The 14,046-nt window shown below is 47.0% G+C and carries 13 protein-coding genes; 1 reads left to right on the top strand and 12 read right to left on the bottom strand.

The annotated features are described in order from the left end of the window. Positions 1–17: 17 nt before the first annotated feature. The 10 genes from DRI82_RS01240 to DRI82_RS01195 all read right to left on the bottom strand — a co-directional run bounded on the left by DRI82_RS01240 (position 18) and on the right by DRI82_RS01195 (position 8,634). The gene (locus DRI82_RS01240; protein WP_114191686.1) at positions 18–341 is read right to left on the bottom strand and encodes an acyl carrier protein; all 324 of its coding nucleotides are present in this window, start codon (positions 339–341) and stop codon (positions 18–20) included. 12 nt (positions 342–353) lie between these two features. Beyond that, complete coding sequence (locus DRI82_RS01235; protein WP_114191685.1) at positions 354–947, bottom strand: ApeI family dehydratase; 594 nt, start codon at positions 945–947, stop codon at positions 354–356. An 18-nt stretch (positions 948–965) separates the two neighbouring features. Continuing rightward, entirely contained in the window at positions 966–1,721 is a 756-nt protein-coding gene (locus tag DRI82_RS01230; protein WP_114191684.1) for an SDR family oxidoreductase, read from the bottom strand. Positions 1,722–1,834: 113 nt separating this feature from the next. Beyond that, positions 1,835–2,206 carry a holo-ACP synthase gene (gene acpS / locus DRI82_RS01225; protein ID WP_114191683.1) on the bottom strand — a complete coding sequence of 124 codons (372 nt, stop codon included), beginning with the start codon at positions 2,204–2,206 and terminating at the stop codon, positions 1,835–1,837. A 76-nt stretch (positions 2,207–2,282) separates the two neighbouring features. Further along, the gene (locus DRI82_RS01220; protein WP_114191682.1) at positions 2,283–2,894 is read right to left on the bottom strand and encodes a helix-turn-helix transcriptional regulator; all 612 of its coding nucleotides are present in this window, start codon (positions 2,892–2,894) and stop codon (positions 2,283–2,285) included. 198 nt (positions 2,895–3,092) lie between these two features. After that, complete coding sequence (locus DRI82_RS01215) at positions 3,093–3,614, bottom strand: fimbrial protein (protein ID WP_157967990.1); 522 nt, start codon at positions 3,612–3,614, stop codon at positions 3,093–3,095. Between the two features lie 49 nt (positions 3,615–3,663). After that, positions 3,664–4,701, bottom strand: coding sequence for a fimbrial protein (locus tag DRI82_RS01210; protein ID WP_157967989.1), 1,038 nt, complete (start codon positions 4,699–4,701; stop codon positions 3,664–3,666). A 10-nt stretch (positions 4,702–4,711) separates the two neighbouring features. Further along, a complete protein-coding gene (locus DRI82_RS01205; RefSeq protein WP_114191679.1) occupies positions 4,712–7,261 on the bottom strand; it encodes a fimbria/pilus outer membrane usher protein in 2,550 nt (849 codons plus the stop codon). Between the two features lie 45 nt (positions 7,262–7,306). Continuing rightward, positions 7,307–8,005, bottom strand: coding sequence for a fimbrial biogenesis chaperone (locus DRI82_RS01200; RefSeq protein ID WP_114191678.1), 699 nt, complete (start codon positions 8,003–8,005; stop codon positions 7,307–7,309). Between the two features lie 110 nt (positions 8,006–8,115). Continuing rightward, a complete protein-coding gene (locus DRI82_RS01195) occupies positions 8,116–8,634 on the bottom strand; it encodes a fimbrial protein (RefSeq protein WP_114191677.1) in 519 nt (172 codons plus the stop codon). Positions 8,635–10,559: 1,925 nt separating this feature from the next. Between DRI82_RS01195 and uspF the strand changes: the two genes are divergently transcribed. Beyond that, complete coding sequence (gene uspF / locus DRI82_RS01185; protein ID WP_114191675.1) at positions 10,560–10,991, top strand: universal stress protein UspF; 432 nt, start codon at positions 10,560–10,562, stop codon at positions 10,989–10,991. A 105-nt stretch (positions 10,992–11,096) separates the two neighbouring features. Here the strand turns inward: uspF and DRI82_RS01180 are convergent, their stop codons facing one another. After that, on the bottom strand, positions 11,097–12,458 hold the full coding sequence (locus DRI82_RS01180) for an MFS transporter (protein ID WP_114191674.1): 1,362 nt from the start codon (positions 12,456–12,458) through the stop codon (positions 11,097–11,099). A gap of 80 nt (positions 12,459–12,538) precedes the next feature. Beyond that, complete coding sequence (locus tag DRI82_RS01175) at positions 12,539–14,011, bottom strand: 2-hydroxymuconic semialdehyde dehydrogenase (protein ID WP_114191673.1); 1,473 nt, start codon at positions 14,009–14,011, stop codon at positions 12,539–12,541. Positions 14,012–14,046 lie beyond the last annotated feature (35 nt).

The following is a 14,046-nucleotide window of genomic DNA, read 5'->3' as shown; positions in this document are numbered from 1 at the left end:
CTCCTGATTTCAGCGGTCTATGCCGTTGTTTCTTCATTCGTTGCCGCATCAGCGGATTCAGCCTGTCGCATTATTACAAATGAGGCGAGGGTGTTTATGCTGCGCATATAAGAAGGATCATCACCTTCAGATACACGGATACCGAAGGTTTCATCCAGCAGGACTATAACTTCAGTCGCATCGACCGAGTCCAATTTCAGTCCACTGCCAAAAAGTGGCGTGTCATCATCAATCTGTTCAACTGTCTGATAAAGATTGAGACGCTCGATCAGACCAGCCTTCAATTTATTAAGGACTACTTTCCGTAGTTCTATTTCATTTCTTAAATTCTGCGCATCCATGTATTGCCACCCTTATTCGCTGATAAATATGCTCTGCTCATCTGCTTTGCTGCGATCTGCCCGGTAATTTATAATTCGACCACTACTTGCAATATGGCGCCCTACCCGAGCTTCGACGTCATAATGATGAAAACCATAAGCATCAACAAAGACCAGGCGGCTTTGCACATAAAGCGTATCGCCCGGATAGACCACATGCTTGAATTTCACATCCTGGGAAGCCAGATAGCCAATGATCCGTTTCCGCTCGGTGATAATCAGCTCAACGCCGTCTTCAGTTTTTAATGCTCGAGAAATATCATCGAATTTTTCGATGCTTTTCCCGGTTTTTTCCTCGTAGACCCGCGTGAAGTCTTGGATAAGGCTCAGGTATTCACTTGCCTGCCCAAAAATCTCGGCAATCATGACACCTGGCATAACCGGATTATCGGGGAAATGTCCCGGAATATAAGGTTCGTTGAATGTCACATGCTTAACGACAGTAATAGTTGGCTTAATGCCGGAGGTAAAATCCGCTATTCTGTCCACCATAATGATGGGGGCGCGCCATGCTCCAATTTTCAACAACAATCCAGCAGAAACTAAACTTCTATCCAACTTTGACATTACCGAATCCTTTCGTAATTAGCGCATGACCAATCCGCCGTCGGCGACTAACGTCTGACCAACGACAAAAGCAGACGCCTCTGAACTTAAAAAAGTAATAACACTGGCTATTTCTGCCGGTAATCCGAGTCGCCTCAGTGGCGTAGCAGAGATAACAGTCCTGACGATCTGTCGCGGAACTTTTTTAACCATTTTTGATTCAATCATTCCGGGGGCAACCGCATTCACCCTGATGCCTTTGGAACCATATTCCGCCGCCAGGGTACGGGTGAAACCATTCACACCCGCCTTCGCAGCACTGTAATTCACCTGACCAAAACTGGATGTGATACCCGAAATCGACGAGACGTTTACAATGGCAGAACCTTTCGCCCGGCGTAATAATCTCAGCATCGATTTGCACATATTGAATGTGCCATAGAGATTGACCTGCATGACCCGATCAAACTCGTCATAACTCATTGCAGAAAAGAGATTATCCCGACAAATTCCTGCATTGTTTATCAGCACATGCACGCACTCCGCCTCTTCTTCCAGAGTCACAATAAGCTGTTCGACGGCAAAACGATCGCTGATATCGCAACGTTTAATGTCCAACAACTCACCTTGCGGATGTTTGGCTTTCAGCTGTATTAATCCCGCATCATCATGATGGCAAATAGCAAAAACCCTGCACGAGGAATCCAGGAACTGTTCACAAGCGGCTAAACCAATGTCTCCATTGGCTCCTGTAACGACGACGTTTTTCCCTGTCAAGTCTGAATAAGTAGACATATATTTCCTTTATAGCCTATCCCAATAGGCGCTTAATAATCGGTCATCTTTACCCCAAATAATTCGGGCTACAAATGTGACACACTCACGCCTGTGCACGTTATTTGACGGGATTAACCTATTAAAACTGCAACGGCCACCGCATGAGACTGAGTGTGTGAAATACTCAGGCTCGATTTATCCAGGTTTCGTAGTTTAATCAATTTCTGAAATTCACCAGAAAAACAATAGTAAGGCATGCCAAGGGAATCATGATCGATCTGAATATCATGAAAAGTAATTCCCTGGCGAAAACCCGTTCCCAATGCCTTGACGGCAGCTTCTTTCGCTGCCCATATTCCTGCAAACCGCATGCTATTATCCAGCACATCCCCTACATATTCTTGTTCCGCAGGAGTAAGTACGCGTTCAGTTAACCGTTCCCCACTTCGTGTGAGCGCAGTTCTGACTCTTTCAACTTCAATAATATCAATACCGATCTGCATTACTCTCTTCCCTTCAGCGCCTAAATAAAACAAATTGCAGCTATCGATTTTCTAATCGACTTGGTTTCAGGAAAAATTATTTGGAGTGACATAACGTCTTATCCAATGTTAAAAGATCCTGTAATGTATTTACGCCTAATTTACGCATCGCCCTGCATTTCTGCGTACTGATGGTTTTAGGACTTTTCCCACACTCTTTGGCCCATTGCACCATAGACTTACCGTCCAAATAGCACACCAGGGTTTGTTGTTCATTCTGTGTCAATATCTGGGAATTTGCATATTCAATCCGCCCGCGACAAGGATCACCAAGAATGTCGTCGACTTCTTGAACCAATGCGTCGACTTGTGAATTTTTATCAACCACATCGATTTTCAAATTGTAGACCTCAGCAAGAAGACGTTGGTTATCACGGCTTGATAAAGCAAGGAATTTCTTCCCTGATTTAAACTTTCGGTAATAGTTATAGATAAACTTCGTGTCTAAAAAGCTTACAGATGGCACATCTGACATACCAAGTATGAGCGTATCAAAGTTCATTAATTTAGGAATAGACAGTATTGACGAGATATCAGGAAACCTGTCGCGGTCCAATGATATAAAATCGAGCCTGGGATTCCCTCGAAACACTTCGCTAATACCCATTCGGGTATAACCACATGATTCTAATAAAATTACCTTTTCCATAATATCATCCTTAATCTATAGCACCCTATTCCGTGAAAATGCGCAGATTTCAGAAACGGAAATTTTCTTAAATCTCGCACACCAAAGACAGTGCTGGGCAATAAATCTTACATTTCTAAAGATCCCCAATGTCATCGCAGAAAAAATATCAAACCAATAGGAAAGAAATACTCTGTTCCTTACCCATATTTAAAACAATCACCTATAGGAAATATTAAATTGAGCTACTACATTCGCTTTCCCCGTAGTGACCGATGCCAGTGTCTGAACATAGTCCGCCTTATACTTTAGGGAATAGCTGCTGGCAGATGCTACGGCCCAATTGCTCTGGGTTCCAGAGGGCACTTGTAATTGGTCATCTTTGGTTCTAATCCGCAGTGCAACACCCGTCGCGTAGTTACCCGTCTGCGTCAATGCAAATAAACTGTTGTTATTCTGATCTACATTACCGCTCATTGTCACTACTGCGATGTCAACACCCGTACAATTTTTTAATTCTATGGAGAATTCTTTTTCCCCCTTGCTCACCCCGACTGCAGTGAATTCATTTTTGGCGATGCTGCCCATATCAACATCGTTGACAGTCGCAATGCAGGAACCTTGCTTTACTGTCCCCCTAAAATTGAGGGTTGGGTCCACTGCTGTGGCTTTATGCGTTATGATAAAAATCAACAGTGTTGCCACATAAAATACATTTTTGATAGTAGAGGCTTTGCGCATTTTATCTACCCTGTTCCCTTGCGTGAGAAAAATCTGCATATAGGGTCGCTTACCGAAACTCTACGCGAATGGTGGCCATACCTGTAAATACCCCGGCAGTCGGTTTAATCCCCGTACTGCTAATAGGATAAGTATTGATTACGACGCTACCAGTACTGGCATTATAATCATAGGTAATAGGGATCTCACCCGTGTTCGGTGTAATAATATTCCTGTTTTCATCTTCAATAATAATGCCGATATTGCTATTAGAGGTCTTAATGGCATTTGTACTGGCAGGGTCTACTTCTGCGACAAAACGCATGTTCAATTCCACACCTTGATCAATCTGGGTGCAGTTCAAATTCAGCTTTTTATTGACGATCGCCACCCCGTCTGGTTTTGACCCTTTGGCGGCAAAATCATTGGCATTCATATCGCCAAAATCGATGGTAATACTTTGCCCTTCAGTTATGCTACAGGATTGTGGCACGGTTACCGTTCCTTTCATGGTGACATAACTGACCGCTGATCCCGTTGGTACTGGAGTCGTTGTTGAACCGTACAACGTGACCAATCTGGTAGTGCCAAGTTCTACAACACCTACGAATGCCCGCTTAAAATAGAGGGTAACACTTCCCTGTGAACCCGTATAGAAATCAGGTGTTGCCGTGTTACAAGATAAATTTGTACCAGAGGGATCATGACTATATATATTATTTAAATCAGTAAAAGGGACATCATAATAACTGTTACGATATCCCTTTACATAGATACTGACCGCGGCCTCTAAATAATCATTTACCGTATAAAATTGCCTGCCATCATAGTGCCCAGGTCTCAAGTCTGTTTTTGCCGTATAATAAACATCTCTAAAACGACCCGAGCAGGAGCAAATCATCTGATACCCGTCAGGCAGACTCCAAGTGTATGCCGGAGATATCAGGATACCGGTCCTATTTTCGCTGTTATTGGTTAACGTCCGGGTATAATCAAAAGTATATGACATCGGCGCGCCGTTTCGAGTACAAACGCCAGCCAACGCGAAGTCACTTATCCCTAAACCCATAGCCAGCAGACTGAACAAAACGATATTTCTTTTTTTCATGGTCATATACCTATTGGCAACGCGTTGGTGGCATCTGTATTAATGATGGCGTTGTTTTATCAGACACAGGAAGTTTGAAGTTAATAACGCATACTTGTTCTGCATCATTTCCCCACTGCAGGTTTAATTTACCTGCGACTGGTAAACCGGTTAAATAGGTTTGCCCCTGGTCACCGACAATTGCAGTTAATGGATCTTTGGATTTATCATTGGCCAATGAAACGATGGCACCAAAAGGTACCGGCTTACCATTGGCCTGCAACATGGTCATTAATACACGGTAACCCACCCGCGTACTCAGCGATGCCCTGACAACCGCGCCACGTGTTGGCACAATATCGGCTCCGGATTCAAGCAATTCAACGTTATCACCAAGCGTTGTTGAATCGACGGAAATGCGAGTCAGGCGATAAGGCGTGACAGAAGGTATAACAGCATAGCCGCGCCAGTCGGTTGTCACCCCGGTGTTATTGAGGACATTGGCATTGCCCGCCCCCGGTGCTTCAACCAAGGCAATGGTGTCGCTCAACGATTGAGAGAGTGTCACACCGTTTTCATGTGCAACAACACCGCCACTCAGGCCATAGTTAACTTGTTGATTATTGCTATTGTAGTTATAACCCAGGCTGCTGCTGCCGTAAGTTCCACGATAAGCCAATGACGCATTACCGCTCGCCCCAACACCCTGATTGGCATAACTTTGCTGTACGTTATAGTTAAGATTATTATCTTCAAGTAACGTGCCGGAAATTCCCGCCTGTTGAGCAGTCCGCCCGCGATTGGTCGTCAGGTAATACGTCGCCCATGCGCGATTCAAGAAACGATCCAAGGGTATAGAAACGTTAAATGCAACGATTTTGTCTGCACGCTCTTGATCCGGTGATGTGCTGTAACTATAGGACGCACTGTAACTTATGCCATCCCATGAACCACTATAACCACCTTGATAGAGATCTTGCCGACCCACATTACCCCAATACTCCTGACGACTGGCGGTCAAAAATAGTGATCCGCTATCGCCGATACGTTGGGTAATCGTGCCTTGTATTTGACTGCGTTTATGGTAATTCAGGTTATCCTGGTTGTCTTCATCCTGAATTCTGGTCGCCTCATCGAAGGTATAGAACCCACTGGTTGAGTAACGATATCCCAACAATCTGATGTCGGTGCCTGATTCAGCAAACGTTTTACCATAGAGAAAGCGATAGGACTGCCCATCGCTGGCCGCTTTGCCCGGTTGATCGGTTGTGGCAAATGCAGCGTCAACGGAGATAGCACCCAGGTGCTCAAGGTTTTTCCCTACCCCGGCAAGCAGTGAAGTGTAATGTTCTGCTGCCAGGATCCCACCATAGACGGTGAAGTTTCTCGGGCCGCCCCACATCAGCGTTCCCTGGGCAAATTTAGGTTTGATACTCAGGCCACCGCCCTGATATTCACCGGCGACAAGGCTATATTTCACGCGGCCTTCACGCTGCATAATCGGCAATGCGGAGAATGGCTGGATATAGCGTTGGGTCCGACCATCGGCTTCTGTGACAGTCACATCCAAATCACCACTGGATGACGTTGGGAAAAGATCGGATATAACAAATGGACCGGGGGCAACATACGTCTGATAAATAACGTAGCCATTTTGCCGGATTGTTACCTGGGCGTTAGTCTGCGCAATCCCCCGAATAATAGGCGCAAATCCGCGCTGACTGTCGGGATACATGGTGTCATCCGAACTCAACTGAATACCACGAAATTGAACGCCGTCGAACAGTTCTCCAGGGGTAAAACTGTCACCCATCGTAAGTTGTGATTTCAGGGCAATAATATTACGTTGAACATAACTGCTGATCGTCTGCCAGCTGTCTCCGCCATAGCTGGTTTTTTGCCATGTCGAATAATTGCGCAGGCGCCATGCACCAAGGTTGGCACCGCTGCGTAAATTCAAGAAGTTGGAACTGCTGTTCCTGCCGCGAGAGTCATCATTCTTTCTGGCAAATTGCTGGTTTCCGCTGAAGTTATAATCAAGCAACATCGCTGGGATCCCCTCTTCCCACCGACTTGGATCAACATAACCACGGGCCTGGGTTACCATGGCCGCCTGAGGAAAACTTAAATTCAGAAGTTGCCGGCTAAAATCAAAATCCGCACTCGATTGCGTAATAATGTTGGTAAAAGGGATGCAGTCTTCAGGTTTATACTGCGTGGATGTCAGTTGTGGAAACGCACCAATCTGTACACCAAAACTCTTCAGTTGCTCAAGCGTTAAACACGCCTGCAAAGATTCTGACTGAGGGTCTTTGGATTGGACGAAACGGACATCTTCAGTACTGATTGATTGACCATTCACGTAAATGCTAACGCGGTACGTTCCGGGTGGTTGAGCCTTGGAATCAGCAGCAAATACGGCCAGGTCGGCTACCGAACTGCCCCCGCCGATATCCTCAAGAAATTGAGGATTAAAGGGTTCATCCACAGCCAATGCTGGATACGCAGCAAACAGACTAATCGATAACAGTGATGGAATAAAAACTCGTCTATGATCATACAGCTTATTGGGGTCAATCATACTATCATCCCTAATAGTGTAACCTATTATTATCCACTCTTATTTTTATTGGACCGATGCATTATAAGGTCCTGAGTTACCACCAAAATCGCTAATAATTTTAAAAGCAACTTTACTTCCTGGGCCAGCATTCGTATTCGCAGGCAAAGTGATGTTCAATGTCCCTTTTGCCGGTACGAAATCTACCGAATCATTTTTAACTTCTTTACCCGAAATATTAACTTGAGCCAATACAACGTTATAAGGGGAGCTATTACTTACCTGTACTTTTCCACCACTGGAACTCCAGACCAGTTGCTTATACGCGTCTGCCGGATTACCTTTCAGACCCGCTGGCCGATAGAATAATTTCATGCGTGTCTTGATTGCCAACTGCAATGTATTGGCATCCGCTTGTGCAGCGGGCGGTATGGCTTTCACATTCAACCAAAATATCGACTCGCGATCTTCGGGAAGAGTGCCGCCAACGCGAACGATACGCAGCATATTTTCTTTACCAGGCTCGATACGAAACAGCGGTGGCGTGACAACAAAGGCAGGATTTTTTTTCTCGTTAGCATCATCAATCCATGATTGAACTAAATACGCACTCGTCTTGCCACGGTTTTGCACCGTCATTGCTGCTTCTTTCTTATCTGCATTGTAAATAACACGCGTCGAGCTCATGGCAATACCACTATCGGCGAACGCTGACAGGCTGGTGACTAATCCGAACAATAGAACAAACACTCGACCATAATGCATAATAATACCCAATACGTTAATGATGGCGTAAGGAGTTAATAGAAATAGGGGGGAATGCCCCCCTATATTTACATAGCAAACTCTGTCTCAGCTAAATTAGCTGATTCAGCTTATTGATAAGTAAAGGTGAAATCAGCAGTAGCGTTAGCGTGACCAGTGGTTACGTTAGCTGCGGTAGCAACATAGCGAGCACCAAAGTTCAGGATGTTCTGGCCAGTGGTCAGAGTGGTTTCATTACCTGCCGCATTCACAGGGATAGGAGTGCCCGTTGCGTCAGAAATTTCCAGACCTACGTTTTCGGCTGAACCACTGACATTAGCTACGCTCAACAGGGACTGATTGGTGCCATCAGCCATGCCTCTGAAGGTCGTTGATACTTTGGTTTTGCCGGTAGTCAGATCGCACTCTTCCAGAGTAATCTGGAAAGGTCGAACGATAGATTTATCGCCTGCAGCAGTAAAAGTACTCGCTTTTACTTCACCCATGATGACATCAACGCCGCCAGCATCCCCGGTAGAAATTACGCAAGGTGTATCAACAATATCACCAGTAAATGTAATTGGAGTTGCAAACGCCTGAGGAGCCATAACTGATGCAGCGAATACACTAATAGCGAGGATCTTTTTCATTGTTTATTCCTTGACAATGGTTTTGATTATTTGATAAAGCCTGTTTTCATTAAGTTTTGGCAAAAATATCATCATGATAATATTCACCATAAATCACCCGGACTAAATCTAAAGCCAGTTGATTTACGCTGAAAACTGAATCAGACAATTCCTTCAAAACATTTAATTCACAAATCAAAAATATGCGCACCATCGAGTTTTAAATGTATGGTGTGAATTTAATTTTCTTTTATAGTAAAAATTGATCTAGAGAGGGTTTTCTATTAAAAATATATAATCTCGAACCAGCGCTAACTCAAGAAAAGAGTGTTTAGATAAAAATCAAAATACCCACCAAAACAGGGTTCACGATTTTCCTCTACATCTATTTCTTCACACCAGATCAATTCCAATATTTCCTTATCCCGTGTACTTGTTGGCATTTTAGACTAACGGGCAGAGACATATCAAGTTAACGTTAGGCTAAAACCATCACCAAATCAGAAATAGCGTAACTAACTGAATGAGGTTTATTTTTCGATTTATTGATCTTTTTATATTTTAAAACTCAGTTTTTAATTTCAATGAAAGAGAAATTTCAGGCATTTAAAACTGGCCGATTTGTCTAAAAATTCAAAAATTGCTAGGATTAACCTTATTACTATAATCTTACTCTTAGAGCATCCATTTTCATTAATTTGCACGGCCTGCAACACAGCAGTAACATTTTTCTAATAATATCAAAAAATTACTAAGATGAATCTCACCTGGATAATACCTTTCTTAACACAGAGCGAATCCCTTTTAGCAAAACCATCGCAAACCAAATCATCCGTGAACGAGTTTTGATTTATAAATCCACCATAAGAACATTCTCATCATAATTAGTCGCGATGAGTCGCTGATTTGTACCTATGAGTGAATCACCCGTGACGAAGGTTCGACATAGTGCAAGAACTTCTGATTTCAGATGATGGCGTTGAATCCGTGCCTGTAAATCCAGCAAGAGAGTTGCCGTGTGCGGCTTGAAGGGCAGCCCAACGTGAGAATGGACTCAAAGTCATCGTTTTGCGACTCGCGATACGTCTGGCTAATTGATGATTTCAGACTGGCGTTGCGTTCTTGTCCCATAAAAAATAGAGGCAGGGAAGCAACGGGAAAGTACTAGGGTAATTCCGAGATAAATGTATTACCCTGCAAAAACCCGGCCTCCAATGAGGCACGATTTAAGGCTTATGTTCGATTATATGAAGCCAAAATCGGATGAATAGGAAAAAAATAGGGTAATTGGGAAGTAATGGAACTTCTGGAAATTAAAATACCGCTATATGCCTGTTAGCTGCATTTTAGTTATCGTTTGGGGTTGTTGCACCCGCAAAGTGGGGGATTTTACCGCTTTACCCGAAAAAAACCGGGATACTGGATTTATCTTAATTATCGGTAAACTGATTTTCGGGTCTAGATCAATATTCGCAATTGACCTCACTTTATTGTTGGAAGCAATACCTGCGGTGCCCCCCTCTCCGGCATGAAGCCGCTTCAGTTCCTGGTTACAATCCAGGTGTAAATCACCCTGTCTTTTGGTAGCTTACTTCTGAAATGACGGTTCGCATCCCTTTGGATGCCAATCCAATAAGAGAGGTATCGCTATGCTTGGAAGATGGTTATTCATCATTGCTGCAGCTGCCGTAATTCTGGCTTTTATCAACAGGGAAAGCATTTGGGCCATCATTCGGCCATTGATCTGATTCAATGCAGTCGCGATCCCTGTTGTGCATAGAAGGGCAGCGCCGTTCATGGAAGCGACAAGAAGGGACCCTTTAGTCACATAATCGGCAGTTGCCGCAAATTGATTATCGTAATGTCGATAAGGGTCACCCCTCACCTTGATTAAAAGTAGCTATTCTAAACTGAGGGATAGGTGATCGAAAAAGAGGGAGGAATATATGTACAAAACAATTCTGGTTCCAGTAGATATTTCCGAGATCGAATTGACGAGGCTGGTTATTCCGTACGTGGAGACGCTTGCCAGGCTTGAAGATTCCCACATCCATTTTGTTACTGTCATGCCATCTTCGCCTTATTATGCTGCGTTCGGCCTGGCTATTGCGGCAGTTCCCGACAAACAGGAAGCCAAAGATGCGGCGAATGACGCGCTCTCTCGGGTCATCACTGAATTTAAAATTCCTGTAAACAGAACGAAAACGCATATTGTTACCGGCGCTCCCAAAGACCAGATTTTAAAACTGGCAGACTCCATAGACGCCGATTTAATCGTCATCGGTTCACACCGTCCAAGTGTTAAAACCTATGTGCTCGGCTCAAACGCTTCGGCTATCGTCAGTTATGCAAGATGCCCTGTTTTAGTCGTGAGATAATCTTTCAACCCACTCACGCAGAGTGGGCCATGTGTCATGTCCTTGCCAACAAGAAATTTATTCTGGCCTGATTAATCGCCCACCTCAGCGGTGGGCGATGTGGTCTCAGGGTTTATCCGACAGACTGGTCAGCGGAGGGTACCGCCGCCCACTGTAGTATTTCAGCATCAACGCCAGACAAACCAGCCAGGCAGGGATCAGCAGCAGGCTGAAGATGGTGCTGGCAGGAAATTGGTAGCGTAGCAATTCAGCGCCAGCAAGTACGCCAGAGATGGCACCAAAACGCCCTACACCATACATACTGCCCACGCCGGTGGCGCGACAACTGGTGGGATAATAAGAGGCCGCCAGTGACGCCAGCGCGGACTGCCCACCGCCAGAGGCAAAACCCATGAAGAACACCAACGAGGCCAGCATCAGCGTATCACTGACGTTGCCCACCGCCATGCCAACACCGTAAGCCAGCAATCCCGCGATCAGATAGGCAAAGGCCAGTACTTTGTTCGGCTCACGGCGATCCATCACCCAACCGATCAGTATCGAACCTACGCCACCGCCCAGCGGGAACAGCGCGCTGATATGGGAGAATTGCTGTACCGACAGTCCCGCCTCTTTCAATAGCAGCGGCATCCAACTGACTATCATGTAAAACACCAGCATACTCATGAAGCAACTTAGCCAGAGCAGGACGGTAATATTGCGGTGCGGCGCAGTCAGAATCGAGCGGATGGCGGAGTGACCATCGGTAATTTTCTCCGAAATCACGAAATGCTCCACCTGCGCCATCCCCTCCTTTTTCACCCTTTGCAAAATGGCGCGGATGCTGGCGTTGGGATAACCCTTAAGCACCATATAGCGTACCGATTCCGGGAGCACCCAGGGCAGCAGTACACACAACAGGATCGGCACCACACCACCAACCACCAGCACCGAGCGCCAGCCATATATCGGGATAAGATAGCCAGCCAGTAGACCACCGGCGGCAGCACCCAATGGGAAACCGCAGAGCATGGCGCTGACGATCATGGTACGCCGTCGGCGTGGGCAGTATTCAGACAGCAGCGTGATGGCATTGGGCATCGCTGCCCCCAATCCCAATCCGGTGATAAAGCGCAGTACGGTCAATGATCCGATCGTGTGAGAGTAGGCAGTCGCCAGACTGAATACCCCAAACAGCAGTACCGAAAATATCACCGCCGGTTTACGACCAATACGGTCCGCCAGCGGTCCGGACAGCAGCGACCCAAAGGCCAGACCAAACAGCGCAGCGCTCATGGCAGGGCCAAGCTCTTGTTTTTGCAGTCCCCACTCATCGAGCAGTGAAGGAGCCACATAAGCAATGGCTGCCATGTCATAACCGTCCATGAAAATCACTAAAAAGCACAGCAACAACAGCAGCCATTGGAATGGGGAGAATCCCGCGCGATCGATAAAGGCTTCAATATCCAGCGTTGAAGGATGAGACATGAGATATAGCTCCTGTCAGTGAATCGGGTACGGTAAGACGCAGCAGGCCGCCAGCCGTTCAGGCAGCGGCCGATGGTCAATTATATTTTTATGCAGATGTTGCTGATTTCAGAGTAGAAATCCAAAGAGTGGCGGCCGCCTTCACGCCCCATGCCTGACAGCTTGCTGCCGCCAAACGGAGTACGCAAGTCACGGGCATACCAACTGTTCACCCAAACAATACCGGTGTGGATGCGGCGCGCCAGACGGTGTGCGCGTCCCACCTGACTGGTCCAGAGCGCGCAGGCCAAGCCGTACTGACTGTCGTTAATCCGCGCCAGCACCTCCTCTTCGCTATCGAAAGGAGCGATGTGACATACTGGCCCGAAGATTTCCTCACGCACGCAGCGCGCGTCATCACTTAACCCGGTCCAAATAGTAGGACGGATCCAGGAGCCCCGATCGCGCTCATCGCCGAATTTCGGTACCTCCCCGCCGGTGATCACTTCAGCGCCCTCAGCGCGCGCCAGTGCGAAGTAGGACAGCACTTTATCCCGGTGTTTCTGCGACACCAGCGGTCCAAGATCCACGCCTTCCTCATTGGGATACCCAATCTTCAGCGCTTCGGCTTGTACCTTCAGCGCCGCCACGAACCGATCGAAGATTGGCCGTTCGACGTACACCCGCTCAGAGCACAAACACACCTGCCCTGTGTTGAAAAATGAGGAGCGCGCAACACCGGCCACGGCGGCGTCAAAGTCAGCGTCAGCAAACACTACCGCCGCATTTTTACCGCCCAGTTCGAAGGAGACCTCCTTCACACCATCTGCCACCGCTTTCATGATGGCGCTGCCGGTACGTGATTCCCCGGTAAATGAAACGGCGGATATCTCCGGCTGCCGGGTCAGGAACTCACCCGCTGAACCAGGACCAAAACCGTGAATCAGGTTAAATACCCCGGCAGGCAGACCGGCCGCATGCATCACCCGCGCCAGCAGCGTTGCCGAAGAAGGGGTCTCTTCCGAGGGTTTGCATACCACGGTGTTACCCATCGCCAGCGCAGGCCCCAGTTTCCAGGTCAGCAGCAAGAGCGGCAGGTTCCACGGGGATATCACCGCAACGACGCCAAGCGGCTTGCGTACCGTATAGTTAAACAGTAGCCCACCGTCGGCCTGGGGTGTTTCACAGCATTCACTGACCGACGTCGCCGCCATATCGGCAAAAGTACGAAAATTCGCGATGGCGCGTGGGACATCCAGCGTGCGCGCCAGCTTTTCTGGCCGCCCGGTGTCCGCCACCTCTGCTGCGACAAATTCTTCAAAACGGGCTTCAATGCCATCGGCCACCCGATGCAGCAGCGCAGTGCGCTCGGGCACGGTCATTTGTCCCCAAGGCCCAGAGAGCGCAGCCTGAGCGGCTTTTACTGCTGCCGCAACCTGATCCTCGCCCGCTTCGGCAACTCGCGAAATGAGCTGCCCGTCAACCGGGCTGATGTTGTCGAACTGGCGGATCCCATCGATAAACTGACCGTCGATATATAAGGGTAAATCCGGTATGGATTGATAAGTTGCCACGGCACTACTCCTCCTGAGTCACAAATCAGCGCGAA

The sequence above is a fragment of the Edaphovirga cremea genome (assembly GCF_003332275.1).
GTDB classification, from domain to species: Bacteria; Pseudomonadota; Gammaproteobacteria; order Enterobacterales; family Enterobacteriaceae; genus Edaphovirga; species Edaphovirga cremea.
The sequence above is the reverse complement of the archived record's forward strand: the minus strand, read 5'-3'. Positions and strand labels throughout refer to the sequence as shown.